The sequence below is a fragment of the Acinetobacter sp. ABJ_C1_1 genome (genome assembly GCF_044684115.1).
Lineage (GTDB): Bacteria > Pseudomonadota > Gammaproteobacteria > Pseudomonadales > Moraxellaceae > Acinetobacter > Acinetobacter nosocomialis_A.
This window is the reverse complement of the sequence record NZ_JBITPU010000024.1, coordinates 1-24,617: the sequence shown is the minus strand read 5'-3', so window position 1 is coordinate 24,617 and position 24,617 is coordinate 1. Positions and strand designations below refer to the sequence as shown.

The 24,617-nt window shown below is 38.3% G+C and carries 28 protein-coding genes; 11 read left to right on the top strand and 17 right to left on the bottom strand.

Going from position 1 to position 24,617, the window contains the following annotated elements:
- Positions 1 to 14: 14 nt before the first annotated feature.
- The 5 genes from ACG59Z_RS18010 to ACG59Z_RS17990 are packed head-to-tail and all read left to right on the top strand — an operon-like array spanning position 15 to position 6,555.
- Positions 15 to 926 carry an SDR family oxidoreductase gene (locus ACG59Z_RS18010; protein ID WP_400200625.1) on the top strand — a complete coding sequence of 304 codons (912 nt, stop codon included), beginning with the start codon at positions 15 to 17 and terminating at the stop codon, positions 924 to 926.
- Between the two features lie 9 nt (positions 927 to 935).
- A complete protein-coding gene (locus ACG59Z_RS18005) occupies positions 936 to 2,549 on the top strand; it encodes an acyl-CoA carboxylase subunit beta (RefSeq protein WP_400200624.1) in 1,614 nt (537 codons plus the stop codon).
- A 42-nt stretch (positions 2,550 to 2,591) separates the two neighbouring features.
- Positions 2,592 to 3,749: an acyl-CoA dehydrogenase family protein gene (locus ACG59Z_RS18000; RefSeq protein WP_400200623.1), complete on the top strand. Its 1,158-nt coding sequence runs from the start codon at positions 2,592 to 2,594 to the stop codon at positions 3,747 to 3,749.
- A gap of 10 nt (positions 3,750 to 3,759) precedes the next feature.
- Positions 3,760 to 4,596, top strand: coding sequence for an enoyl-CoA hydratase/isomerase family protein (locus ACG59Z_RS17995; protein WP_400200622.1), 837 nt, complete (start codon positions 3,760 to 3,762; stop codon positions 4,594 to 4,596).
- 18 nt (positions 4,597 to 4,614) lie between these two features.
- On the top strand, positions 4,615 to 6,555 hold the full coding sequence (locus ACG59Z_RS17990; RefSeq protein WP_400200621.1) for an acetyl/propionyl/methylcrotonyl-CoA carboxylase subunit alpha: 1,941 nt from the start codon (positions 4,615 to 4,617) through the stop codon (positions 6,553 to 6,555).
- A 51-nt stretch (positions 6,556 to 6,606) separates the two neighbouring features.
- On the opposite strand, the gene ACG59Z_RS17985 is transcribed toward ACG59Z_RS17990, so the two are convergent.
- The 9 genes from ACG59Z_RS17985 to rplM all read right to left on the bottom strand — a co-directional run bounded on the left by ACG59Z_RS17985 (position 6,607) and on the right by rplM (position 12,101).
- Positions 6,607 to 7,026, bottom strand: a complete 420-nt coding sequence (locus ACG59Z_RS17985) for a roadblock/LC7 domain-containing protein (RefSeq protein ID WP_019456609.1) — start codon at positions 7,024 to 7,026, stop codon at positions 6,607 to 6,609.
- Entirely contained in the window at positions 7,019 to 7,579 is a 561-nt protein-coding gene (locus ACG59Z_RS17980; RefSeq protein ID WP_396463922.1) for a GTP-binding protein, read from the bottom strand. The genes ACG59Z_RS17985 and ACG59Z_RS17980 overlap by 8 nt, the downstream gene beginning before the upstream one ends.
- An 8-nt stretch (positions 7,580 to 7,587) precedes the next feature.
- The gene (locus tag ACG59Z_RS17975; RefSeq protein WP_396463921.1) at positions 7,588 to 8,553 is read right to left on the bottom strand and encodes a hypothetical protein; all 966 of its coding nucleotides are present in this window, start codon (positions 8,551 to 8,553) and stop codon (positions 7,588 to 7,590) included.
- 85 nt (positions 8,554 to 8,638) lie between these two features.
- On the bottom strand, positions 8,639 to 8,998 hold the full coding sequence (locus ACG59Z_RS17970; RefSeq protein ID WP_045437845.1) for a hypothetical protein: 360 nt from the start codon (positions 8,996 to 8,998) through the stop codon (positions 8,639 to 8,641).
- Positions 8,999 to 9,340: 342 nt separating this feature from the next.
- Entirely contained in the window at positions 9,341 to 9,997 is a 657-nt protein-coding gene (locus ACG59Z_RS17965) for a hypothetical protein (RefSeq protein ID WP_400200620.1), read from the bottom strand.
- A gap of 17 nt (positions 9,998 to 10,014) precedes the next feature.
- The gene (locus tag ACG59Z_RS17960; protein WP_400200619.1) at positions 10,015 to 10,443 is read right to left on the bottom strand and encodes a ClpXP protease specificity-enhancing factor; all 429 of its coding nucleotides are present in this window, start codon (positions 10,441 to 10,443) and stop codon (positions 10,015 to 10,017) included.
- Positions 10,444 to 10,449: 6 nt separating this feature from the next.
- Complete coding sequence (locus ACG59Z_RS17955; RefSeq protein WP_263614618.1) at positions 10,450 to 11,103, bottom strand: glutathione S-transferase N-terminal domain-containing protein; 654 nt, start codon at positions 11,101 to 11,103, stop codon at positions 10,450 to 10,452.
- A gap of 170 nt (positions 11,104 to 11,273) precedes the next feature.
- Positions 11,274 to 11,660 (bottom strand): 30S ribosomal protein S9, encoded by a 387-nt coding sequence (rpsI, locus tag ACG59Z_RS17950; RefSeq protein WP_002048725.1) that lies wholly within the window; start codon positions 11,658 to 11,660, stop codon positions 11,274 to 11,276.
- A 12-nt stretch (positions 11,661 to 11,672) separates the two neighbouring features.
- Positions 11,673 to 12,101: a 50S ribosomal protein L13 gene (rplM, locus tag ACG59Z_RS17945; RefSeq protein WP_002048731.1), complete on the bottom strand. Its 429-nt coding sequence runs from the start codon at positions 12,099 to 12,101 to the stop codon at positions 11,673 to 11,675.
- A gap of 226 nt (positions 12,102 to 12,327) precedes the next feature.
- On the opposite strand from rplM, the gene ACG59Z_RS17940 reads away from it, so the two are divergent.
- From ACG59Z_RS17940 to ACG59Z_RS17925, 4 genes are read left to right on the top strand one after another with little or no spacing between them, the layout of a single operon-like run.
- On the top strand, positions 12,328 to 12,681 hold the full coding sequence (locus ACG59Z_RS17940) for a hypothetical protein (protein WP_263614617.1): 354 nt from the start codon (positions 12,328 to 12,330) through the stop codon (positions 12,679 to 12,681).
- Positions 12,682 to 12,693: 12 nt separating this feature from the next.
- On the top strand, positions 12,694 to 13,665 hold the full coding sequence (pdxA, locus tag ACG59Z_RS17935; protein WP_400200618.1) for a 4-hydroxythreonine-4-phosphate dehydrogenase PdxA: 972 nt from the start codon (positions 12,694 to 12,696) through the stop codon (positions 13,663 to 13,665).
- Positions 13,666 to 13,688: 23 nt separating this feature from the next.
- Positions 13,689 to 14,501 carry a 16S rRNA (adenine(1518)-N(6)/adenine(1519)-N(6))-dimethyltransferase RsmA gene (gene rsmA, locus ACG59Z_RS17930; RefSeq protein WP_400200617.1) on the top strand — a complete coding sequence of 271 codons (813 nt, stop codon included), beginning with the start codon at positions 13,689 to 13,691 and terminating at the stop codon, positions 14,499 to 14,501.
- On the top strand, positions 14,502 to 15,341 hold the full coding sequence (locus ACG59Z_RS17925) for a symmetrical bis(5'-nucleosyl)-tetraphosphatase (RefSeq protein WP_400200616.1): 840 nt from the start codon (positions 14,502 to 14,504) through the stop codon (positions 15,339 to 15,341). It begins immediately after the preceding gene.
- A 44-nt stretch (positions 15,342 to 15,385) separates the two neighbouring features.
- Here the strand turns inward: ACG59Z_RS17925 and ACG59Z_RS17920 are convergent, their stop codons facing one another.
- The 4 genes from ACG59Z_RS17920 to hflX all read right to left on the bottom strand — a co-directional run bounded on the left by ACG59Z_RS17920 (position 15,386) and on the right by hflX (position 18,346).
- Positions 15,386 to 15,829, bottom strand: a complete 444-nt coding sequence (locus tag ACG59Z_RS17920; RefSeq protein ID WP_004704121.1) for a DUF2147 domain-containing protein — start codon at positions 15,827 to 15,829, stop codon at positions 15,386 to 15,388.
- Positions 15,830 to 15,912: 83 nt separating this feature from the next.
- A complete protein-coding gene (locus ACG59Z_RS17915; RefSeq protein WP_263614613.1) occupies positions 15,913 to 16,587 on the bottom strand; it encodes an LrgB family protein in 675 nt (224 codons plus the stop codon).
- 10 nt (positions 16,588 to 16,597) lie between these two features.
- Entirely contained in the window at positions 16,598 to 16,969 is a 372-nt protein-coding gene (locus tag ACG59Z_RS17910) for a hypothetical protein (RefSeq protein ID WP_002048719.1), read from the bottom strand.
- A gap of 42 nt (positions 16,970 to 17,011) precedes the next feature.
- The gene (gene hflX, locus ACG59Z_RS17905; protein ID WP_343570465.1) at positions 17,012 to 18,346 is read right to left on the bottom strand and encodes a ribosome rescue GTPase HflX; all 1,335 of its coding nucleotides are present in this window, start codon (positions 18,344 to 18,346) and stop codon (positions 17,012 to 17,014) included.
- A 203-nt stretch (positions 18,347 to 18,549) separates the two neighbouring features.
- On the opposite strand from hflX, the gene ACG59Z_RS17900 reads away from it, so the two are divergent.
- Positions 18,550 to 19,359 (top strand): lysophospholipid acyltransferase family protein, encoded by an 810-nt coding sequence (locus tag ACG59Z_RS17900; RefSeq protein ID WP_311087084.1) that lies wholly within the window; start codon positions 18,550 to 18,552, stop codon positions 19,357 to 19,359.
- Here ACG59Z_RS17900 and ACG59Z_RS17895 read toward each other — a convergent pair whose 3' ends face one another.
- Positions 19,360 to 20,985 (bottom strand): phospholipase D family protein, encoded by a 1,626-nt coding sequence (locus tag ACG59Z_RS17895; RefSeq protein ID WP_400200615.1) that lies wholly within the window; start codon positions 20,983 to 20,985, stop codon positions 19,360 to 19,362.
- Positions 20,986 to 21,091: 106 nt separating this feature from the next.
- On the opposite strand from ACG59Z_RS17895, the gene ACG59Z_RS17890 reads away from it, so the two are divergent.
- Positions 21,092 to 22,102, top strand: coding sequence for a metallophosphoesterase (locus ACG59Z_RS17890; RefSeq protein WP_400200614.1), 1,011 nt, complete (start codon positions 21,092 to 21,094; stop codon positions 22,100 to 22,102).
- A gap of 47 nt (positions 22,103 to 22,149) precedes the next feature.
- Here the strand turns inward: ACG59Z_RS17890 and ACG59Z_RS17885 are convergent, their stop codons facing one another.
- The 3 genes from ACG59Z_RS17885 to ACG59Z_RS17875 are packed head-to-tail and all read right to left on the bottom strand — an operon-like array spanning position 22,150 to position 24,376.
- Positions 22,150 to 22,629: an OmpA family protein gene (locus ACG59Z_RS17885; RefSeq protein WP_400200613.1), complete on the bottom strand. Its 480-nt coding sequence runs from the start codon at positions 22,627 to 22,629 to the stop codon at positions 22,150 to 22,152.
- 14 nt (positions 22,630 to 22,643) lie between these two features.
- A complete protein-coding gene (locus ACG59Z_RS17880; protein WP_343570468.1) occupies positions 22,644 to 23,867 on the bottom strand; it encodes a diguanylate cyclase domain-containing protein in 1,224 nt (407 codons plus the stop codon).
- 5 nt (positions 23,868 to 23,872) lie between these two features.
- A complete protein-coding gene (locus ACG59Z_RS17875) occupies positions 23,873 to 24,376 on the bottom strand; it encodes a YfiR family protein (RefSeq protein WP_004711910.1) in 504 nt (167 codons plus the stop codon).
- Positions 24,377 to 24,617 lie beyond the last annotated feature (241 nt).

Genomic DNA, 24,617 nt, shown 5'->3' with positions numbered 1-24,617 from the left:
TGGATGAAACAAAGATGAGTTATCAATCAATTTTTAGACCAGATGCTTTCGCCAATAAAGTCATTATTGTGACAGGTGGCGGCTCAGGAATTGGTCGTTGTACTGCACATGAGCTTGCTGCTCTTGGTGCTCAAGTGGTGATTACAGGACGCAAAATTGAGAAATTAGAGAAAGTAAGCCAAGAAATTATAGAAGATGGTGGTCAGATTCATTTCATTGTTTGTGATAACCGTGAAGAAGAACAAGTGAAAAATATGATTGCCGAAGTGATAGAGAAATTTGGCAAGCTCGATGGTCTTGTAAATAATGCGGGTGGTCAGTTTCCATCAGCTTTAGAGAATATCTCAGCAAATGGTTTCGATGCAGTCGTGCGTAATAATTTACACGCAACTTTCTATTTAATGCGTGAAGCTTATAACCAATGGATGGCTAAACATGGTGGCAGTATTGTCAATATGACTGCTGATATGTGGGGCGGTATGCCGGGAATGGGACATTCTGGTGCTGCGCGTTCAGGGGTTGATAACTTAACTAAAACAGCATCGGTTGAGTGGGGCAAATCTGGCGTTCGTGTAAATGCGGTTGCACCAGGATGGATTGTGTCATCCGGTATGGATAATTATAGCGGTGATTTTGCCAAAGTAATTATTCCAAGTCTTGCTGGCAATGTACCGCTAAAACGTATGGGAACTGAGTCGGAAGTATCGTCGGCAATTTGTTATTTACTATCCGATGCTGCAGCTTTTGTTTCTGGTGTGACGTTACGTATTGATGGCGCTGCATCGCAAGGGACACGTATGTATCCACTAGCTGATGCGACAAATAGTCAGTCTTATAATGGTTTCCATCGCGCGTTTATTCCTGAAATTTTTAAAAAAGATAAGACTGAAAAAGTCGAGCAAAGCAATAGTTTAGGTTTGGAGTGAGGAATAGAAATGACCATTCTTCAATCCGAAATTACTGTTGGTAGTGAACAGTATCAAAATAATAAAGAAGCACTGCTTGCTCAGCTGAGTGAAGTCCGTGCAATTCAGCAAAAAAGCATTGATAAATCGTATGCTGCTAAACCGAAGTTTGACAAGAAAGGCAAGATTTTGCCGCATGAGCGTGTACGGTTATTACTCGATGCTGATTCGCCTTTTATCGAATTATGTGGTTTGGTTGGCTATAACATGCATGATGATAAAGATGGCTCTGAAGCGGGTGGCGGCGTGATTGCCGGCATTGGTTTTGTCAGTGGTGTGCGTTGTCTGGTCTCTGCAAGTAACAGTGCGATTAAAGGCGGGACCATGTCACCCATGGGTGTACAGAAAACCTTGCGCTTGCAAAAAATTGCCTTAGAACAAAAACTCCCGCTGATTACGCTGACCGAAAGTGGCGGTGCTAACTTAAATTATGCAGCTGAAGTATTTACCTATGGTGGTATGACTTTTGCGAATCAGGCACGTTTGTCTGCGGCAGGTATTCCACAACTTGCAGTGGTACATGGGAATGCAACGGCAGGAGGAGCTTATCAACCAGGTCTTTCGGATTATGTCATTGCTGTACGTAAGCAAACTGAAATGCTTCTTGCAGGGCCACCTTTACTATTAGCTGCGACTGGTGAAGTTGCAACAGCTGAAGAGTTGGGCGGAGCAGAAATGCATGCACAGGTTGCAGGAACAGCAGAATACTTAGCAGAAAATGATGCCGATGGGATTCGACTTGCACGTGAAATTTTTGAACACCTGAATTGGAAAGAGCAAATCAAACCAGTTGATGTGACTTATAAAGAGCCTCGTTACGATACCGAGGAACTGTTGGGTGTTATTCCAAGTGATCCTAAACAACCATTTAACATGAAAGAAGTGGTTGCGCGCATTATTGATGATTCAGATTTTCTAGAATTTAAACAGGAATATGATGATTTAACGGTATGTGGCTGGTCAAAAATTGGAGGCTTTCATATTGGTATTATTACAAATAATGGCCCGATTACGCCTCAAGGGGCAGCGAAGGCAGCTCAATTTATACACCTGTGTGAGCAGACCAAACGTCCATTATTGTTCTTGCATAACACCACAGGTTTTATGGTGGGAACCGATGCCGAGCAAAATGGCATTATTAAGCATGGCTCAAAACTGATTCAGGCTGTTGCGAATTGTTCTGTACCTAAAATTTCGATTGTTGTGGCAGGCTCATATGGTGCAGGTAACTACGCGATGTGTGGTCGGAGTTTATCGCCAGACTTTATTTTTGCATGGCCAAATTCGCATGTTGCTGTAATGGGTGCTGCTCAAGCCGGAAGGGTGCTACGCATTGTGGCTGAAGGGAAGCAAAAAGCTTCCGGTCAGGAACCTAATCTGCAAATGCTCGATTTTCTTGAGCAAAGTACTGCGATGAAATTAGAGCAGCAATCTACCGCGCTTTTCAATACGGCCATGCTACATGATGACGGCATTATCGATCCGCGAGATACCCGAAAATTATTAATTTTCCTTTTACAAACCATTTATGAAGCACAGCAACGAGAGCTAAATCCAACTCGTTTTGGTGTGTCCCGTTTTTAATCAACCTTTACCGCAATTAAAAAAATTAATAGGAATAACACAATGAAATTTACTGCCGAACATGAAGCATTACGCCGTACAGCTCGTCAATTTGTTCAAAATGAGCTGAATCCACATATTCCAGAATGGGAAGCTGCGGGATGTTTCCCGATCCACGATGTATTTAAAAAGATGGGTGATCTTGGCCTATTGGGGATTTGTAAGCCTGAGGAAAATGGTGGTCTGGCTTTAGATTACTCTTATAACTTAGTTGTTGCTGAAGAAATTGGACGCGCAGCTTGCGGCGGTGTGCCTTTAGCCATTGGTGTACAAACAGATATGGCAACACCTGCTTTGGCCCGTTTTGGTAGTAAAGAATTACGCGATGAGTTTTTAACACCAGCGATTGCTGGGGAATATGTTGCATCCATTGCAGTATCAGAAGTACATGCTGGTTCGGATGTTGCTGCTATTAAAACGACTGCTAAAAAAGATGGCGATGACTATGTCATTAACGGCAGCAAGATGTGGATCACCAACTCATTGCAGGCCGATTTCTTCTGTCTTTTAGCCAACACATCTGACGATAAACCTCACGTCAACAAGTCGATGATTATTGTACCGGCAAAAACTAAAGGGATTAGTTTTTCAGAACCGTTAAATAAATTAGGTATGCGTTCAACGACCACAGCACAAGTTTATTTGGACAATGTACGTGTACCTCAGCGTAACTTGGTTGGCGTTGAAGGTATGGGCTTCATGATGCAGATGATGCAATTTCAGGAAGAGCGTTTATGGGCTTGTGCTAATGCGATTGGTGGTTTGGAAAATTTAATTCAAAAGACTATCGCCTATACCAAAGAGCGTACGACATTTGGTCAACCACTCATTAATAACCAATATATCCATTTTCGTTTTGCCGAACTCATGACTGAAGTAGAAGCACTTAAAGCCTTAACCTACCAAGCGTGTGAACAGCATATTGTGGGTGAAGATGTGACTAAGCTGGCATCTATGGCAAAGCTCAAAGCAGGCCGTTTAAGCCGTGAAGTTGCCGATAGCTGCTTGCAATATTGGGGCGGCAATGGCTTTATGTGGGATAACCCTGCATCTCAGCTATATCGTGATGGTCGTTTAGGCTCTATTGGTGGGGGCGCAGATGAGATAATGTTGGGGATTATCTGTAAGTTGATGGATATCTTGCCAAAAAAACAAAAATAAGGAATCAGCCATGACACTTTCAGCATCGCTTCAAGCTTTAGATATTGATGACAGTATTCAATTAGAACAAGATGGCAGTATTTTGTACCTTTGGCTAAACCGACCGGAGAGCTGTAATGCCATGAACTTGAATATGGTCAATGCGATTCAACAAGTTTTTACTGCCATTCGCAATGATCTTTCAATTCGTGCGGTAATTATCCGTGGTGAAGGTGGAACCTTTTGTGCAGGTGGTGACATTAAAGACATGGCGGCTTTGCATGTTGAAGCAACCAATGTTGGTAGTTTACAACCTTATGCTGATTTTAACCGCCGTTTTGGTGCCATGCTTGAGCAAGTCGAAGTCGCACCACAGACTGTTGTGGTGATTTTAGAAGGCGCTGTTTTAGGTGGTGGTTTTGGTTTGGCATGTGTTTCAGATGTTGCCATTAGCCGTGACAATGCCCAGTTTGGTTTGCCTGAAACAGGGCTTGGTGTGATTCCTGCACAAATTGCTCCTTTTGTGGTGAAACGTATTGGTCTGACTCAGACGCGCCGACTTGCTTTACTCGGCATGCGTTTTGAAGGGCATACAGCACTAAGTGTCGGAGTGGTTCATCAAATTGCGCATAATGAAATCGAACTAGAGCAAGCTCTAGAGGAAACCATTCAACACATTAAACGAGCAGCTCCTCAAGCTTCACGTGTGACTAAAGCACTGTTACATCAAACATTCAATGAGCCTTTAAATGAATTGCTCAATGATGCTGCACAGCAGTTTGCTCAAGCGGTTGGTGGTGCCGAAGGACAAGAAGGTACGATGGCTTTTATCCAGAAACGGTTGCCGAATTGGGCCGATGAATCATAAGAGATAAGGATAAAAATAATGAAATTTTCAAAAGTACTGGTTGCCAATCGTGGTGAAATTGCAGTTCGAGTCATGCAAACTGCTAAGGCAATGGGCTATCAAACGGTGGCGGTCTATTCCGATACAGACCGTAATGCTCGTCATGTGCAAGAGGCTGATGAAGCTGTCTATATTGGTGCTTCAAAAGTATCTGAGTCTTATCTTTCAATTGCCAAAATTATTGAAGCTTGCAAAAAGACAGGTGCTGATGCGGTTCACCCCGGTTATGGTTTTTTGTCTGAAAATACTGATTTTGCTCAGGCATGCATCGACAACCAGATTACCTTTATTGGGCCTACTGCTTCTGCAATTGAGTTAATGGGTAGTAAACGTCTCTCAAAAATTGCCATGATTGAGGCGGGCGTCCCTTGTGTACCAGGCTATGAAGGTGACCTACAGGATCTCGAATATTTAGTAGCACAAGCAGAACAGATTGGCTTTCCGATTATGGTCAAAGCTTCTGCTGGTGGTGGTGGCCGTGGCATGCGTTTGGTACAGCAAGCATCCGAATTGGTTGAGGCATTGCAAACCGCACGTTCCGAAGCTGAAAATGCATTTGGTTCTGGCGAACTCATTTTAGAAAAAGCAGTCATTGCTCCGCGCCATGTCGAAATTCAGGTTTTTGGTGATACTCACGGCAATTATGTGTATTTATTTGAGCGTGATTGTTCGATCCAACGTCGTCACCAAAAGGTCGTTGAAGAGGCGCCGTGTCCAGTGATGACTCCTGAACTACGTCAGCAAATGGGTGAAGCAGCTGTAGCAGCGGCTAAAGCATGTGCTTACGTAGGTGCGGGAACTGTTGAGTTCTTACTTGATGCATCAGGTACATTTTATTTCTTAGAAATGAATACCCGTTTGCAGGTAGAGCATCCGGTGACCGAGCTTATTACGGGGCTAGATTTAGTTGAATGGCAGTTACGAGTGGCGAATGGTGAGCGGTTACCGTTAAAGCAACAGGAATTGACCTTACATGGACATGCTATTGAAGTGCGTTTGTATGCCGAAGACCCACGTCAGGATTTCTTACCACAAACAGGAAAAGTTTTACGCTGGAAGCCTGCAACTTTGCCAAATGTGCGTATCGATCATGGCATGTTGGCAACTAATGAAGTTAGCCCTTTCTATGACCCGATGGTAGCAAAGGTGATTGCATATGGGAAAACCCGTGAGGATGCGATTCGCTTACTTGCTCGTGCCGTAGATGATTGTGTTTTGCTGGGTGTAAACAGTAATAAGCAGTTCTTGGTCAATTTATTACGCCATCCCTTTGTTGTTGCTGGTGATACCAATACCGCATTTATTCAACAGCATTTTCAAAACGATAGCAGCCTACATAAGCAGGTTCTATCTTTAGAAAATTTAGCGATTGCTGCGGCGCTATTTAGCCAAAGTAAAGGTACTGCAGTGTGGCAAACTGGGCTTGGTGTGCCATTACCATTAAAGCTTAAATATGATGATCAGCAAATCCAATTGCAGCTTTTATCTGTAAATAACACATTCACGGTACAGCTCTGCGATAAAACAGTTTGTATTGATGTGCTTGAGAGAACGCCAGAGCAATTAGTTTATTTAATTGATGGTGTACGTCGCCGTATTCAATATGTATTGGATGATGATCAGCTTTATTTAGATCGAGATAATGGCAATGTTTTGATACGCAATGTGACCTATGCCGCGCCAGAAACTGCTGATATAGCGGGAGATGGCAAAATTCGTGCACCGATGGATGGCGCTGTAGTGAATATCTTGGTCAATAAAGGCGATCAAGTGTTGAAAGGCCAAACATTATTGATTCTTGAAGCCATGAAAATCCAACAGCAGATTAAATCTGACGTAGATGGTGTAGTTGAAGATGTGTTAGGGCAACAGGGGCAACAAGTAAAAAAACGACAAATGCTTTTTACTATTCAAACTTAAGTGAAAAATACCGCTCTAAATAGGGCGGTATTTTTTTAATAGTAGTGTGGATTATTCTCCATCTGCCTCTGCAATCACTTGGCTTGCTTTTTTTAGACTATAAAGCAGTTGCCCTAAAAGTACATCTCTATTACTTAGGGTAACCATCACCATCGGGTGATGGATCGCTGGAATAGCCGTCAAAATGGCCTTACCATTATCTGCATCTAAGGTGATGTTATTGCAGCCGGTCAGTTGAATTTCTTTTAAAAATGCAGTGACCATTGCCAAAATCGAGCTACTCACCGCTGCTAATTTAGTGGTGTTATGGTAGTTCTTGTGGCTTACTGTTGCCAATTCAAACCCATCTGAAGAACAAATCATCACAAAGTCTACACCACGTGTATTCATCAGAATTTTTTGGGCTTCACTTTTTGCAAGTTGTAGCAATTGTGTTGGAGCGGTTCGTTTTTGAACTGGAATACTAAGCATGATCTTTCCCTTGAGATGTTGCGCCTACCTTAACTTCAAGTGATGCAATTAATGATTCAACCATCATTAAAATGTGCTCTTGTTCTCTTGCATCAATAAAAAATAATGGATATTGAAGTTCATTTTCTGTTAACCAATTACGATACTGTTGAAGTGAAGATTCTTTATTTTCATCAATATGTGTAATACCAATTGCAATATTATTATTATAATTTTTAAAGGTTTCTAAGTAGTTTTCTAATTCAGAAATTGGACTAGGGCTGTTATGATCTAACAGAAGAATAATACCTATTGCACCTTCACAAATGACTGACCAAATAAAATCAAAACGGCTTTGTCCAGGTGTTCCATATAAGCCAATTTTAACACCATCATCTAAGGTAATTTCGCCGTAATCGATCCCAACGGTTGTTTGTGATTTTTGATGACTTTGTACATCTGTATTAAATGCTTCTGTTCCCAAAATTGGAATTTCAGATAGCGACTTAATTGCTTCTGTCTTTCCAGCCCCCATACTGCCTGCAAAGACAATTTTATATTGCTGTATAATCATAACGTTCCCTAAAGACCAAAGCGGCGTCTAATCTTTCCTATAAAATTCTTAAAAAAATGACTTTCAGTATTTGAGCTTTCTAAATGCGATTGTGGAGCATATGAACACTTATTTGCAGGAACGTATTTACCGTTATTTGCCATTAAGCAAGCTGTGATAAAACGTAAAATAACGTCGATTGGTTGGTTGAGTTGTTTAGCAACTTCAGTGATTTTTGCTCCCTGTATAAAACACGCAGAGAGCTGCAAGCTAATTTTTCTATATTCTTTTTGATAAGGTTGGGGCCAATGATCGATTTTGAAGTAACCATCAGCTGAAGCTAAATTTTCAAAGTCTGTTGAACACCAAATTAAATTCCATAACCAATCTTGTAAGCAATAACCTTTTTTACGAGAAACCTTAGTGAAGTCCGATGTTTTAGCAAAAGCAAAGTTAAAGCTCATATTGGTATGTGCTTTTTGACGGGAAGGTTCTACCCAAGCAGTTTGAGTTCTATTATCAATAATGGCTAAGGTGCCTTTATCATCAAATAAATGTAATTTGGTATTTTCTGGGCTATGCAAATTTCTTATAAATTGTTCATCTATAATAGATATTTCATTTGATAAAGCTGAGCCAGAACCTATAGCCGCATACTTTAAAGAAGATAATACGTTTTTTTGTAGCCAAGAGCGCAGCGATTCTGTTTTTTCTAAAGGGAAGTGTAAGGTATGCTCATCAATAGAATTTCCATTTTCTGAAGGTATTTTGGTGATTTTTAAATAAGGAAATTTTTTCTTTTGAAGAATGTTTTGAATATTATCTGCATCGAAAAAGTTCTCATTAATGATTAATAAATCAATATGATTACTAGAAATATTAACCCAGTTAATACCATATTGATTAGATATTAAATCACGGATTAAGATTTTTAATTCATCTGAAACTTTTAAGCTTAAACCGGAAACTGCAATATTTATGCAATAACTATCCATAGTATCATTTTAAATTTTTATTAATTAATATAATGATTGTTTATGTGCTCTTCATAATTAATATAAAGAGCACAAAGTAAATCAATTAGCTAAAGTCGAGCTCTTTTTCAAATGATTTCAACTCATGGCGAGCCATGGCCAAATTCGATTTGGTGCGATCAAGTACTAAGTAAAGGAATAAATTGTTATTACTTTCTAAAGGACGAATTAAGTGGTAAGCCTTACCTAGTGTAATTAAAATATCCTCAATATTGTCATTTAATTTCAAAGCATTAGCAATATTTCGCTTTGCTCGAATGACTTCCGTGTTTCCAGCTGCTGCTAGTTCTAAATCAATTTCCCCACCACCTTGTGTAGCAAGTGATAATCCACTTTCAGAGTCAACAAGTGCAGATGCAATAAAACCATCAATTTCCGTTAAGCTATCTAAAGAAAGTTTAGCCATTTTTTTATCTCTCAGGATTATAAAGTTATAATTACTACTTTTTATTTAAAAGTAGTTAAAAATCATTATATTTCTGATCAATTTGAAGTCAATCAAGGAAAAGAATATTGAAATTGATGTTTAAGGAAATAAGTGACCAAAAATGTCATATTACAAAAAATATTGTAAGATTATTTATGCATTATACTTTTAATATTGTGCTCATGTTTGCATTATATATTTTTCATTTTTAGATTTAATAATTGTAATAGAATGTTAAAACAATATTTGTTAATAAATTATGTTTGTTTAAATATAAAAAAGAAGAACTATCAGTTCCTCTTTTAAATATTTAAAATAAAATTAAACAAGCTGTGTATAAATACAATAGAGGTAGCCCAAAATTGCTAAAGCTACAAGAGGTGCGATAACTTTCGACCATGCAGGAATAAAAGTTTCGATAGATTGTTCTTCAGCATGTAAATCTTCATGATGAGGTTGAGCTTGATGAACCATTTGATTGAACTCCTTCATTGTTGCGTCCAATGATAGCTCTTCTTGTTCAACAGGTTTAGAACCAATTAACTCTGTTAGATGGTTTGTTGACCAAATCCAATCATCAGCTTGACCTGATAGATGTTCCACTTGTCCTAAAATTAATTCTTTTAAGCCATTTTGTCCGAAGCCGCCAGTTTCATCAAGTTGATTAAGCTCAGTTAGCTGTAAGGCCAAAATTTCTGAAATACTCTGTTCAAGTTCAGCATTCTTTAAAATCGACTCATTGTGCTTAGAAGTCGTTAAATGGCGTGCTACTTCTTGAATATATAATGGATCGGCAGTTTTGATTTCATTATAAATTTTATTGTCGTCTTGACGCCATAAGCTGATTAACTTTCCAAGTGTGAGCACATTCACTTCATCAATCAGCTTATTTTTTTCATTGGCTGGGTATTGATTTAAAAGCTGAGGCTTTTGAATTTTTATTTGCTCAGCAAAGTATTGGACTAAATCAAATGCCATACTTTATTCCTCTAAAATTAATCTAAAATTCTTAATGTTGGCTTTTTCTTGGTTGGTTCAGTTGTTTCTTGTGCTTCAGAGTCTAGCGTATCTTCTACAGGCGCTACATTGGCATATTCTTCTGGGTCAAAGAATAAACCTTGTCCATTCTCGCGTGCATATATACCTAAAACAGCTTGGATTGGGACATAAATATCTTTTGAAACGCCACCAAAACGCGCTGAGAAGGTGATTGCATCATTGCTAATAATTAACTGATGCACAGCATGCGGCACAATGTTTAAAACAATTTGCCCATCTTTCACAAATTGTTGTGGCACATCAGTGTGTGGCTGTGTTGCATCAACAAGTAAATAAGGTGTGAGTTGGTTGTCGCAAATCCATTCATAGATTGCACGAGCAAGATAAGGACGTGTAGGGGTTAACTCAATAGTTTGCTCAGACATATCACACTATTCCATATTTAATTGTTCATTGTAACGGGTTTTCTCTTGGGGCGTCATTGATTTAACAAAAGAAGGGCGGCTAAAGATACGTTTACAGTACAAAAATATAGGCCGGCACTGCTGCTTTGGTAAATCAATTCCCATGCTATTAAGCCTCACAAAAATTGGGGCGAGCATACAATCCAAAATTGAAAAATTTTCAGACATAAAATAAGGGAAATGCTGAAATAGGGGAGTAAGAGAAATTAAGGTATCACGTAATTCTTTTTGCGCTTTTTGTTTTTGTTCTACATTTAACGTATCTGCATGTTTGAGCATATGATCGGCCAATTTAAACCAATCATTTTCAAGACGCCAAATGTATTGCCGTTGTTCAGCACGTGCCATAGGAGCATCAGCGTAAAGCTTGCCTTGACGATATCGGTCATCAAGATATTCAGCAATAATCGGAGCTGAAAATAATTTCAGGTTTTGCTCAAGTAGCATTGGCAATTGGTTATAAGGGTTTAGACTAGCTAAATCCTCATCTTCGTGATCTGTTACGATCAATTGATATTTAATTTGCTTTTCTGCCAATAAAAAACGGATCCAGTGAGAACGGAAATCATCAGCATGGCTGTAAAGGGTAATTCCCTGAATTGAAGTGTTTTCGACCGACATATCACAAGGTATGGTTGTGTGAATCGGTTAGAATACTAAAAATACGAGTGGAAATCACGGTGGCAAAGATAGAGTTTCATATATTTATCTGTTTCACTCATGCTTAAAATGAATAAGCAATAAAAAAGCCTTGGAATAACCAAGGCTTTTTGTCCGATTCGGTAAACGAATTAACGTTTAGAGAATTGAGGACGTTTACGAGCTTTACGTAAACCAAGTTTCTTACGTTCAACTTCACGAGCATCACGAGTAACGAAACCAGCTTGACGTAGAACAGGTTTTAAAGTTTCGTCAGCAGCGATAAGCGCACGAGTAATACCGTGACGGATCGCGCCAGCTTGACCACCGATACCACCACCTTTAACAGTGATGTAAAGGTCAAACTTTTCAGTAACTTCTAAAAGTTCTAAAGGTTGACGAACAACCATACGAGCAGTTTCACGACCGAAATATTGCTCTAAAGTACGGTTGTTAATAACGAGTTTACCTGTACCAGCTGACAAGAAAACACGTGCAGTTGCGGTCTTACGGCGACCTGTACCATAATTAGTAGCCATGTGCTGTATCCCTTAGATGTCCAAAACTTGTGGCTGTTGAGCAGCATGAGGATGCTCAGTACCAGCGTACACTTTCATTTTTTTGATCATTGCATAACCAAGAGGACCTTTTGGTAACATGCCTTTAACCGCTTTTTCAAGAACAGCTTCAGGTTTGTGAGCAATTAACTTCTCGAAGTTAGTCTCACGGATACCACCAGGGAAACCAGTATGGCGATAATATTTCTTATCAAGTGATTTATTACCAGTCACTTGAATTTGTTCAGCATTAATCACAACGATGTAATCGCCAGTGTCAACGTGAGGAGTATAAGAAGTTTTATGCTTACCGCGTAAACGACGAGCGATTTCAGTCGCAAGGCGACCTAAAGTTTTGCCAGAAGCATCAACAACATACCAGTCATGTTGAACTTCAGCTGGCTTAGCGCTGAGAGTTTTCATTAAACCACTACCTATTATAGTTGGTTTGGACTATGGAATCTGTCCAAACAAAAGGAGCCGAAATTCTAAACGAGATCACCTAAAATCACAAGAATAATTTGATGTAAGTTTTCTTGGTCAATAAGCGGTCTATATTTTTAGTGGGGTGATTTAATTTAAAATTAAAAACCACGTTTTTCTGATGTGCTATGTTGAAACTGACCTGAAAAAAAGGGGGAGAAAGGATGTGTCCAAAATTATACAATTTTTTATAGGATGGATGGCAATATTACTTTGCTTGCATCTTATTCTTTTCAATGGATTTTGTCTTTATTATGGTTTTAGTGGTTTGGTTGGTGTGGCTTTGATTAGTCTTTATATGCATGCTACTCCATTACCTTATCTATTATATCTATTGGGGGGAATAGGATTTTGCTTTATTAAGCAAGAAAATTCATTGCGAATCAATTGGCTGTGGGGTAAATGGTTAATGATTGTGACATTATTGAGTTTAATAGCCATAATTGTATCTGAAATTGCTCATACTTTTGGTTGGTTAGAGGCTAGATTCAGTCTCAATCATCGAATCCATAATATATAAATTGAGTTGAATATGAGTCATCCCTTATATATCACTTCCGGTGAGCCTGCCGGTATTGGTCCAGATATTTGTTTAAGTCTGGCGGAACGCGTTGATGAGCGTCCGGTTGTTATTTTGGCTGACCGAAATTTATTGCAACAACGTGCTCAAAAGCTTGGCTTGGATATCAAGTTTTTAGAGTATACAGGGCAAACTGAATCATGTTTGCAAGGCGAGCTTTATATAGAGCACGTAGCATTAAAAACAGAAGTCATCGATGGTCAATTAAACCCAGCTAATGCAGCTTATGTATTAGAACAACTACGTCGTTCAGCTGATTATGCAATGTCCGGTAAAAGTGTAGGGGTAGCCACTGCGCCTGTGCAAAAATCGGTCATTAATGATGCAGGTATTTTATTTAGTGGTCATACTGAATATTACCAAGAGTTCGCAGGTGTAGAACGCGTTGTCATGATGCTGGCAACTAAAACTTTGCGGGTTGCTTTAGCGACTACACATTTACCTTTAAGATATGTAGCCGATGCAATTACCAAACAACGCTTGCATCAAGTGATAGACATCTTACTTCATGACCTAAAAACCAAGTTTAAAATTACCGATCCGAGAGTATTAGTATGTGGATTAAATCCGCATGCGGGTGAAGATGGATACTTGGGTCGTGAAGAGATTGATACTATTAATCCTGTACTTGAAACTTACCGGGCTCAAGGCGTTAAAATCAGTTTAAGTATGCCGGCAGATACTTTATTTACTCCTGAACACCTTAAAAATGCTGACGCTGTTCTTGCCATGTACCATGATCAAGGCTTACCTGTGCTAAAATCACAAGGTTTTGGTGAAGCAATTAATATCACATTGGGCTTACCGTTTATTCGAACTTCGGTCGATCATGGTACTGCTCTGTCTTTAGCTGGGACAGGTTTGGCAAAAAGCTCAAGTTTAAATGTCGCTGTCGATTTAGCTTTATCGTTGACAGCGAGTTAAATTTTTCATGTTGGAAATGTTCTATGTATCAAATTAATGCCCTAAACCCGAAAGATGAAGGGCATAAAGCTCGTAAACGTTTTGGTCAAAACTTCTTACATGATCAGCGAGTCATTGCCAAAATTGTACGCTCTGTCAATCCGCGTACAGGCGATAATATTGTTGAAATTGGTCCGGGCTTGGCTGCTTTAACTTCTCCTTTAATTGGAGAATGTGATGCTTTGACTGTAGTTGAGTTAGACCGTGACTTAGCAGCAGGCTTACCAGAGCGTGTACCACATCCAGAACGTTTAACTATCGTAGAAGCTGATGCATTAAAATACGATTTTAGCCAACTTGTAAAAGATGGTCGTCCATTACGCGTTGTCGGCAATTTGCCTTATAACATTTCTACACCATTACTTTTTCATCTCTTGGAGTTTGGCAGCCAAGTTAAAGATATGCACTTCATGTTGCAAAAAGAAGTGGTGGAACGTATTACTGCCGAACCAAATACAAAAGAATATGGTCGTTTATCGGTAATGATTCAATATTATTGCCAGCCTACATTTTTATTTGAAGTTCCTGCAGGCGCATTTAATCCACCACCAAAAGTGACGAGTGCTGTATTCCGTTTAGTTCCTTACGAACAAAAACCGATTGTCGCAAAAGATGAGAAAGCTTTAGCTCGTTTGGTTGCACACGTGTTTACACAGCGCCGTAAAACCCTAAGAAACAGCCTTAAAGCTATGTTGGCAGATGACGGTTTCGAGAAAGCAGGCGTTGACCCAATGGCTCGTCCAGAAACTCTGACACTTGCCGAGTTTGTAGCTTTGGCAGATCAAATGGTGGCATAAATGACCAAGCGCTATAACTATATCATTGGAGATGTTCAAGGTTGTTTTGAAGCACTCAAAGCATTGCTGAAAGAAATACGTTTTGATCCTGACCAAGATTTTATTTGGTTTGCTGGTGATTTAGTTGCACGTGGAGAAAATTCTGTCGGTGCACTTCGTTTTATTAAAAAACTAGCCGATCGTGGCGCAGCTGCAACCGTCTTAGGTAATCATGATTTAACACTGGTTGCTGGTGCTCGTGGTCTTAAAGAAATTAAAGAGAAAGATCGTACACAGGATGTTATTGACGCTGTGGATGGTGATGAACTCATCGACTGGCTACGTAAACAGCCATTATGTTTATTTCCAAATGAACAAACTGTGCTAACACATGCTGGTATACCTTGTATTTGGGATGCAAAAAAAACGGCTGCTTTAGCGAAAGAAGTTGAAGCTGTATTAGCACATGATGATCTGTCTGTAGTAGATGCTTTTTTAGCTGAAATGTATGGTTCAAAACCAGATCTTTGGACAGATGACTTAACTGGTAATGACCGCCTACGCTGTATTACCAATTATTTAACACGCATGCGTTTAACTAATGCAGAAGGTACTTTGGAATTCAGTTTTAAAGATACTTTAGATGCACCTATGCCAGAAGGTTATTTACCTTGGTTTGAATTTCCTAGTAAAGCTGCACAAACACATCAAGTATTCTTTGGTCATTGGGCTGCTCTAGAAGGCAGAACAATTAGTGAACATATTCAGAACGTAGATGGTGGCTGTGTGTGGGGTAAAAACTTAATTGCTTATCGTCTTGAAGACCAGCAAAGTTTTTCAGTAGTTAATCCTGTCATGTAATAAAAAAAAAAGCCGCATCAGCGGCTTTTTTTCTTTTTTAAGATTTATTCTAGGCGAATCCAGATTTGATTGCGGCCTAAAGCTGAAACTCCAAGATAACCACGCATGTGTAGACGGTTACCATTTGCACTGAGTTTGGCTTTTAATCCGTAAACTTTGCCAGTATTTGGGTCTAGAATTTTCCCACCAGTATAGGTTGTACTATCCACTTGTTTTAAACCAGTCGCGATATCTAAACCTACAATATGCTTATTGGTATAAGGCGCTGGGCAGTTATCACAAATTTCTTTTGGTGTATAACCCGGACGCGGTGTAATTTTTACAACTTTTCCTGAATAAGTACCATTTGCCTCTTTTCGTATTTCTACATGAGCCTTAGGCGTACCAGTTTTATCGTCAATCGTTTGCCACATACCAGTAATATCAGCCGCAAAAGTAGCTGAATTTATCCCCAATAAGAGCAACGCTCCAACAAAAAATTTCCCCATAATCAAAAATCCTTTTAGATTTGAAAAGATCATCTTATTTCGAATTGTTAACTGGTTCAATGTTTATTTGAACTACTTTTTAATCAATGTATTCCAAAAGATAGCATGAATGTGGGTAACCATATGGCTGTAAATACGCCATTTAAAGCCATACCAAATGCAGCATAACGACCCGCAACGGGACCACGTTGCCAAGCTTGAGCAGTTCCGATCGCATGCGCAGCTAAGCCTAGAGCTAAACCTGATGCTCTTTCATCATGAATATGTTTAAGTAAAAATGGTGAAAAGGCTGCACCAATAACTCCAGATAAAATCACAATTAGAGTGACCAATGTTTCTGGGGCATGTAATAAAGTCGCGATATTTAAAGCAATAGGCGTAGTTACTGCGCGTGTCGCAAAAGCCAAAATAGTAGGCTCAGACATATGTAACAAGTAAGCGAGGCCCATAGGTAAAGCAACAGCGCTAATACTTGCAAAAAGTAAAATCCCAATCACCGATTTAAGAGGTAAGTCGTCATAACGCATTGCAGCCAACGGTATCGCTAAAGCAACGGTGACATATCCTAATAGGTGGCTGAATAAATCGTTTACGTAAAGTCGGTATTCTTCATAAGGAACTTTCAAGATTGATAATAAACCAATCACAATGAACATACCGAAAACTAAGAGAGGTACTTGAGGGAAACGGCGGTTTAAAGGTTTTGCACAAAGATAGCCAACTAGAGTGATCAAAAATCCATATAAAATCATAAACATTTTATTCTCCTTATAACCAATGTTTTGCCATTTTTGCATAGACCCACAGAGGGATAAGGGTGCTCACCACTAGTACAAAGAGAAATAAAGGAATTTCTTTGCCCATATGCACCAGCATAATTAACGAGCCTGCACAAATGGGTAAAAAAGCAAAACCACTTTCTTTCATAATTTTATTGTTGGTGTCGACGAGTCTTAATGGGATTTTTTTAAATTTACGCCAAATGAGTAAAATGATGAGCAAACTAATTAAGCCCACTAAGTTTCCTAATTCTGGATGACCAAAAGCACGCATAACGACGACTGAGCCTTCACGAAAACCGATAATAAGTAGAAAAGTTCCTACCCATGCTGCCCAATCTATACTTTTGATCTTATCCATATTTTTTATCTCTAAAAGTGTACTTATCAAGTTTTAACTGATCTAGTGCTTGATTTCAAACTCTTCCAGTGGTCGTTTAAACTGACTCGCTCGTTCACCTAATATCTCGTCGATAGGTAATTTGGCTTGACGAATTAACTGCTCAAGCTTATGTGGCGCAATTCGTATATCAATATGTAATAGCCCTTCATCATCATAATGTTCAGATTCGATAACATTTAAGGCATAAAGCTGGGTACGCAATTTGCCATAAGCAGGTTTTAGTATTAATGAGAATTGTTGAAGTTGTCCCATTAAACATTCTTGTACTGCTTGACGTAGCAAATCTAAACCTAAACCTGAATGTGCAGATACATAAACGCGATCAGGAACATGAGGTTCTGAATAAATAATTTTAGCCTCTTCACCACTTAAATCGATTTTGTTGTAAACCCGAAGAACAGGGGCATCTGCTCCAATTTCCTTCAATACTCCTTCAACAGCTTCAATCTGATCAAGCATGTCATGACTACTACTATCAATCACATGTAAGAGTAGTGTGGCTTCAAGCGTTTCTTCTAACGTTGCTTTAAATGACTCAACTAAGTCATGTTGTAGGTTTCGTACGAACCCTACGGTGTCTGCGAGCACTACAGTACCAATACCATCCCATTCTAAACGACGTAAGGTTGGGTCAAGTGTTGCAAACAGTTGATCGGCTGCATACACATCACTTTTTGCCAAAATATTAAATAAAGTAGATTTACCCGCGTTGGTATAACCAACTAAAGATACGGTGGGGATCGAAGCTTTTTGTCTTGCTGCTCGTCCTTGTATACGAGTTTGATGAACTTTATCTAACTTATCTTTTAACTGTGTAATTCGCACACGAATGAGACGACGGTCTGTTTCCAGTTGTGTTTCACCAGGACCACGTAAGCCAATACCACCTTTTTGTTGTTCAAAGTCAGCAGACCAACCACGAATCAAGCGAGTTGATAAATGTTTAAGCTGAGCAAGTTCAACTTGTAATTTACCTTCATGCGTGCGGGCACGTAGGGCAAAAATATCTAGAATTAAACCAGTACGATCAATGACCCGACATTTTAATATTCTTTCTAAATTTCGTTCTTGAGCGGGTGATAACGCATGGTCGAAAATAACCAGTCCAGCTTCTAGTTCTTGAACTTTCTCTGCTATTTCATCGACTTTACCTGAACCAATAAAAAATTTAGGATTTGGCTTATTACGTTGCACTTTAACGTGCTCAAGAATATCTGCACCAGCAGACTGTGCAAGTAGAGCAAACTCTTCGGCATCCAGATCATCTAATAATTGTACAGACACACTCACCAATATTGTGCGTTCACCGCCTTGATGCCGATCAACAAATTCCACGTGGCTATAAATCCTGAAAAGGGTAAAACTTTATTCTAGAGGAAACTTGAGTAAAAGGGGAAAGGGTTTACTCTTATCCTTTAGATTATCTACATGCATTTTATTTTTTATTTGCTTCTATCCCATAGCGATGCAAGTTTATTCCGAAACGTATAGAATGGCTCGAGATGGGTATAACAATGATTGATCGTTAGTGAAATTTTATGACTCAAACGCAAAGTATAGTGAATTCAACGTTAAAGAAATTTTCAAAAATAGGTTTATACGGAAAAAAAGTTACTTCAGCGACAGCGGCAATCAGTGAAGGTTTTTACTTAGTTTATCGTCATGGACTCTATAAAGATCCAAATAACCCTGTTAACACTCGATATGTCCAATATTTCTGCCGCCGTTTATGTCAAGTTTTTAACCTTGAAGTTCAAGTGCATGGCACTATCCCTAGAGAACCAGCTTTATGGGTGAGTAATCATATTTCTTGGCTCGATATTGCAGTTTTAGGTTCAGGCGCACGTGTTTTCTTTTTGGCTAAAGCGGAAATAGAAAATTGGCCTATTCTTGGTAACTTGGCAAAAGGCGGTGGTACCTTATTTATTAAGCGTGGGTCTGGTGACTCTATTAAAATTCGAGAGCAAATTACCGAATTTTTAAAACAAAATATTCCAGTTTTATTCTTCCCTGAAGCGACTACTACAGATGGTCATTCTGTTAAGAAAGTTCATGGCCGTTTACTTGGAGCTGCTATTGAAGCAAAGCGTCCGGTACAGGTATGTTTAATCTGTTATGTAAACCGCCATGGTGAATTAGATACCGTTGCACCATTTATTGGTGAGATGTCGTTTGTTGAGCATATTCAGCGTGTGCTAGAAATGCCGAAAGTAACAGCTCATTTATTAACATTGCCTCCTATCTCGGTAGAAGGGCACGATGTGAAAAGTCTAACTCAAGAAGTTCAACAAAAAATGGTAGAAGGTTTGGCTCAATTACATCAAAAAGTACTTAAGCCAAAAAGTTAATTACATAAATCCTTCAAGAGGTAGCCATGAAAGAAACTTCATGCCTGCCTTTTGCCACCATTTCATCTCTGGTTCTTTTTTATAAATTACAGGGCCGTTTGGCGTTTCCTGTTGCCAATAAATATTATTATTCGAGTCGAGTTTTAACTTATAAGCATACTTATTTAAATTTTCATCCATCGTATGGTGAATTGTTTTAGCGAGTGCTGGACTATCTAAAATTACACCAATTTCAGTATTTAAATAGGCTGAACGTGGGTCAAAGTTGAATGATCCAATAAAAACCTGTTCATCTAAAGCCATGAGCTTAGTATGTAAACTTGAGCGGCTTAAACCTTTCATATTTACTTTTGCTTTAGTCGCTAACTCATCCGTATTTTTATTTAGATTACGTTTATCTGGAGTCGGTAAAAACTCATAAAGTTGTACGCCGTTTTTCAAAAGTTCTTTTCGGTATCGACCATAAAATGCATGAACCACAGCAACGTCATTGGCTTTAAATGAATTTGTTAAAACTCGTACTTCTACACCTTCTTTGGCAAGTGAACTTAAAATTTTAGCGCCTTGCTTTTCTGGAATAAAATAAGCAGAAATCAAATCAACATTACTTTCTGGCTTTTCCAAATGATTAATCAATTGGAAATTTAAATGCTCTTCTTTTTTTACTTTTGACTTAATTTTATCTGGAGAGTCTTTCACAACCTCCGCCTTAACCCAGTCAAATTGAATGTTATGGTCTAGCCATTTATCAAAAGCATGCGATCTAGAAGTTAAATCAAGGAAGTTTTGAACTGTTGCTTGTTGATAGTGAGCATCGAGTTGTTCTTTTAGACTTTCGTAACGTAAACGGTGATATTGAGCACTGACAATACTTTGCACCGAATAAGCATATTCATGATTCCAGTAATCATCAAAAGAATTTACGATGTCATCAACAGCCGCACCAACTAACATGACATCAACGTCAGAAAATTGATAACTATCACTAACGTTATAATACTGATTGGTCATATTACGCCCGCCAATCAGCGCAACCTGATTGTCAGCAATAAAACTCTTATTATGCATACGACGATTGATACGCTTTAAATCTAAAATCATATCCATCGCACGGTATTGGCGAAAACGGTAAGGGTTAAATAATTTAACTTCAATGTTTTTGTGCTGAGAAAGAGCAAGTAAAACCCCTTCCATCTTTTTAGCATTATTATCGTCAATTAATAAACGCACTTTAACGCCACGATCGGCAGCACGAATAATGGCATGCAAGGCCAATGCGCCAATTTTGTCATTATCCCAAATATAGTACTGTAAATCTAAAGTCTTCTCGGCCTTATCAATCAGTCGCAAACGAGCTGCCAAAGCTTCCAACGGGTCATTTAAAACGTGATAACCCGTTAAATTGGGGTTTTGCTCACGTAATGGTGTAATAATTTTCGCAAGCGAAGTTTGAGAGGTATCAATATCACGCGCGTATTGAACGGGTTCAACACGATGTTTGGGTAAGGTGCTACAACCTGTCAAAGTCACAGCAAAACTTGAACAGACAATTAGGGAAGCTTTGATCAAAAAGCCTTTAGCCTGTTGATGAGTTTGAAGCTGTTTGGAATGAAAGGATTGTGCCATAATCAATACATGCGATAAGGTGAGCTAGAGTATAATTCGTGCATATTGAAAGATAAATATTGAATTTGATTACTAGCAATCAATATAAAATAAGTCGAGAGTCGTAATGTGGAACCCAAATTCAATCATTTTTTGTTTTTACTTTATTTTTTCAATACTTGCCTTATGGGGGATTGTTGAAGCTTGGGTTCATCAATCGCGCACTGAAACGATTCATCCATTTAAAGCTTTTGTTCACTTACTTGCTTTTTATTTATCTTATCTTCTTATTCCACTTTGGTTCTTTAATTTATATGCAGGTTGGATGGGGTATTACTCAATTCATCAAACCATTTTTATCTTCTTATTAAGCGGTATTCTCATTTATGCACGTTTTATAGAACCGCATATGGTACGTATTGATGTCCATCAATATCGTTTGAATCCAGATCGTCGTTTTAATAAGCCTGTAAAAGTTGCTTTAATTGCTGATTTACATATAGGTTTATTTTCTGGTCACGAACGCCAACTTAAAATCATTGTAAAAAAACTTAATGAACAACAGCCAGACTTGGTGGTTGTGGCAGGAGACTGGACTTATGAACCGGAAGATAAGTTAGTTCAAGAATTGGCTGTACTCAAAGATATTCAAGCTCCAGTCTATTCGGTTCCTGGAAACCACGATGAGCAATATCCTGGGCCTCCTATCCAACAACTATTAAAAGATGCACTCCACTACAATGAAGTGATGGACATTGAAGGGAAAATTGTTGAGTTTGATGAGTTCCGTTTAATTGGTATTGGTGATCTATGGGCTGGCAAAACCGATATGCGTTCAATGCCAGACTTACCTCAAGATAAACCGTGGTTAATTCTGTCCCATAACCCCGATACTGTAGATATGGTTCCAAAACTACCTAATCGCCCTTTAATGTTATCAGGGCATACTCATGGTGGGCAGGTCGAGCTTCCTTGGGTGACCAACTATATTATGAAAAAAGTATCAATTTTAGGCCATAAAAGGGGCTTTTATTCGCATGAACATGCAGACGTATTTGTTACGGTAGGAACAGGTATGGTTGGTATCCCCCTAAGATTCCGTGTACCACCGACTATTGATATTATTGAACTTGTATAAAAATAAAAAAGCCAATCATAAAGATTGGCTTTTTTATAATCAGAAAATTAAGGAATAATGACGATTGCAACACGACGGTTGATTGCTCGATTTTCATTAGTTGTATTTGGTACATATGGTTGAGTTGAACCGCGGCCAATAACGTAAATATTTTCCTTTTTAAATCCACGAGTCAAGAAGAGGTCAGCAACACTTTGTGCGCGTTCTTCAGATAACTTCTGGTTGTATTCAGGACTACCTACATCGTCAGTATGACCAACAATTTTTAATTTATTCAAATCATATTTATTCAATTGATTTGCTAAGCGTACTAGTTCTGCTTCATGACTTTGTTTTAATGTTGCATCATTAAAATCAAATAATAAGCGTTCTGGTAAACCTAGAGTCCAGCCTTCATTAGTCAGAACAAACCCCTCTTTTTTTAGCATTTTTACTTGGCGGTATTTCAAAGGACCAAAACTCAAGCAGCCTGCAAGAGCAATGCACAGCAATGCAATAAAGGAGAGTTTTAAAGATCTTGTATTCATAGATTAGCCTAAATTTAATTCTCTGGTTTATAAATAAACCAATGTTGCTCAGAAGTCTTAGCCTTATACATCGCTTGATCTGCTTGCATAATGAAATCTTCTGGACTAGACGCAAATTGGGATAAAGCAATCCCTACACTAAAACTGAAATAAATCGTTTGATCATTTAGATGCAAAGGTTCTTTACAGCTTTCGAGTAAATTTTCAGCAATAGATATTAAATGATCAGCATGCGTAATGGAATGCAAAATGACCGCAAATTCATCGCCACCTAGACGCGCAATGAAATCTTGATGTCTTAAACGTGTTTGTAATCTTTTCGCCATCTCTTTTAAGACTTCATCACCAGCTAAATGACCGAACTGATCATTAATGGATTTGAAGTTATTGTTATCTATGAATAATAGGGCTGACTTGTTGTCAAAATCCTTATCTTCAAACATATCTAACAATATTTGATAAAAATAATGTCTATTTGGCAAAAGGGTGAGTTGGTCATGATGAGCTTGAAACGATAATTTACGATTTTCCTTTTGTAGCTGATTATCCCAAATCTGAATTTCTTCAAGTAACTCATTAAACACGGTATTTAAATCTTGAAACTCTTTAATCCGGTTATACGGAAAACGAAGATTATAAGCTTTTTGTTCACTTACGATCTGGGCAATATTTGTGAGTGGATGAATCGCTTGCATAATTTGACGATAAGTCAAATTCACTGACCACAGCAAAGCACAAACGATAAATAACATCGCAAATGCAAGACCGACCATAATCATCTTTAAAAATTGCAATATTTTTTCAGAGCTACCAAAAAGCGTTAACTCACCTACATTCTGTTGGTGATGATAAATCGTTAAATGTACAGGCTCATTTAAAAACCAATGATCAAACCATCCTTCTAAAACAGAAGTTTGACTCGATAACTTAAAACTTTGCGCAATTAAATGATGTTCAGAATCATAAATATGAATCGCGCGGATAGAGTGATCATTTGTATATTCATTTAAGATCTGTTCTATCGTAATTTTATCGTTAAATACTACAGCAGGCTGAATACGCTCCAGAAGTGTATGGCTGAGTAACTGCAAATTCTGCTTTGCATAAGTTTCCATAGTAAAAACGGAAATTGATACAAACGTAAAAGAGCAAATAAAAAAAGTAATAGCAAAAATAGTAAATTGAGATTTTCTAAAAAGTGCGTGTAGAGAAGTTGACTGATACAACTTAGATATCATAGCCATTACTCCGCATTCTTAGCCAAGAGTAATACCCTTGGATCAATATGGACCTTGGAATGGCTTAATGCATCTAAGTTAACTTTAAAAGTTGTGTAATTATTTTGGTCATATAAACAAAAGATACTACCAACTTCACATTCTGGATTATTAATACTTAAAGAAAGCAAAGAACGATATGGATAATTCTGAATTAAATTTTGTTGTTGTTGAGGGGAAGTTGTAGAGAAATAAACAGCTTGGCAATGAGACTTTGGAAAATCTTTAGCATTAACTGTCTGTACACGATAGTTATAAGATAATTGCTGAATATAAGACTGAAAAGTAGACGTAATTGAAGCATTATCAATTACACAAAGAGTAGGGGTGCTTACATTCTCCCATTTGCTATAACTTAAAATAGATAAGGTCAGCACATAGAAGTTATGTTTTGAATTGGCATACGCAGGCCCGCTCGTAGCAAACACTACAAGTATGCAGAATAATACTTTCTTAGCGGAGTGCCACATGGTGAGTTAATGCCAAATCAATTGCACGAATAATCTATTCTACATGAAGTTGATTAACTAAAAAAAGTTTAATATCTCATCTAATTTACATCGAAAAGCCTAAAAAGTGATCGCTTGAATAATAAAATATGAGAAAGGGCTTGCAAAGGGTTCTTAATCCTCTATAATGCACATCCATCGGCGGTGATGCAGATAGAAACTTGTTGAAAAACAGTTACTTGGAATTGAGTTGATTGCTTTA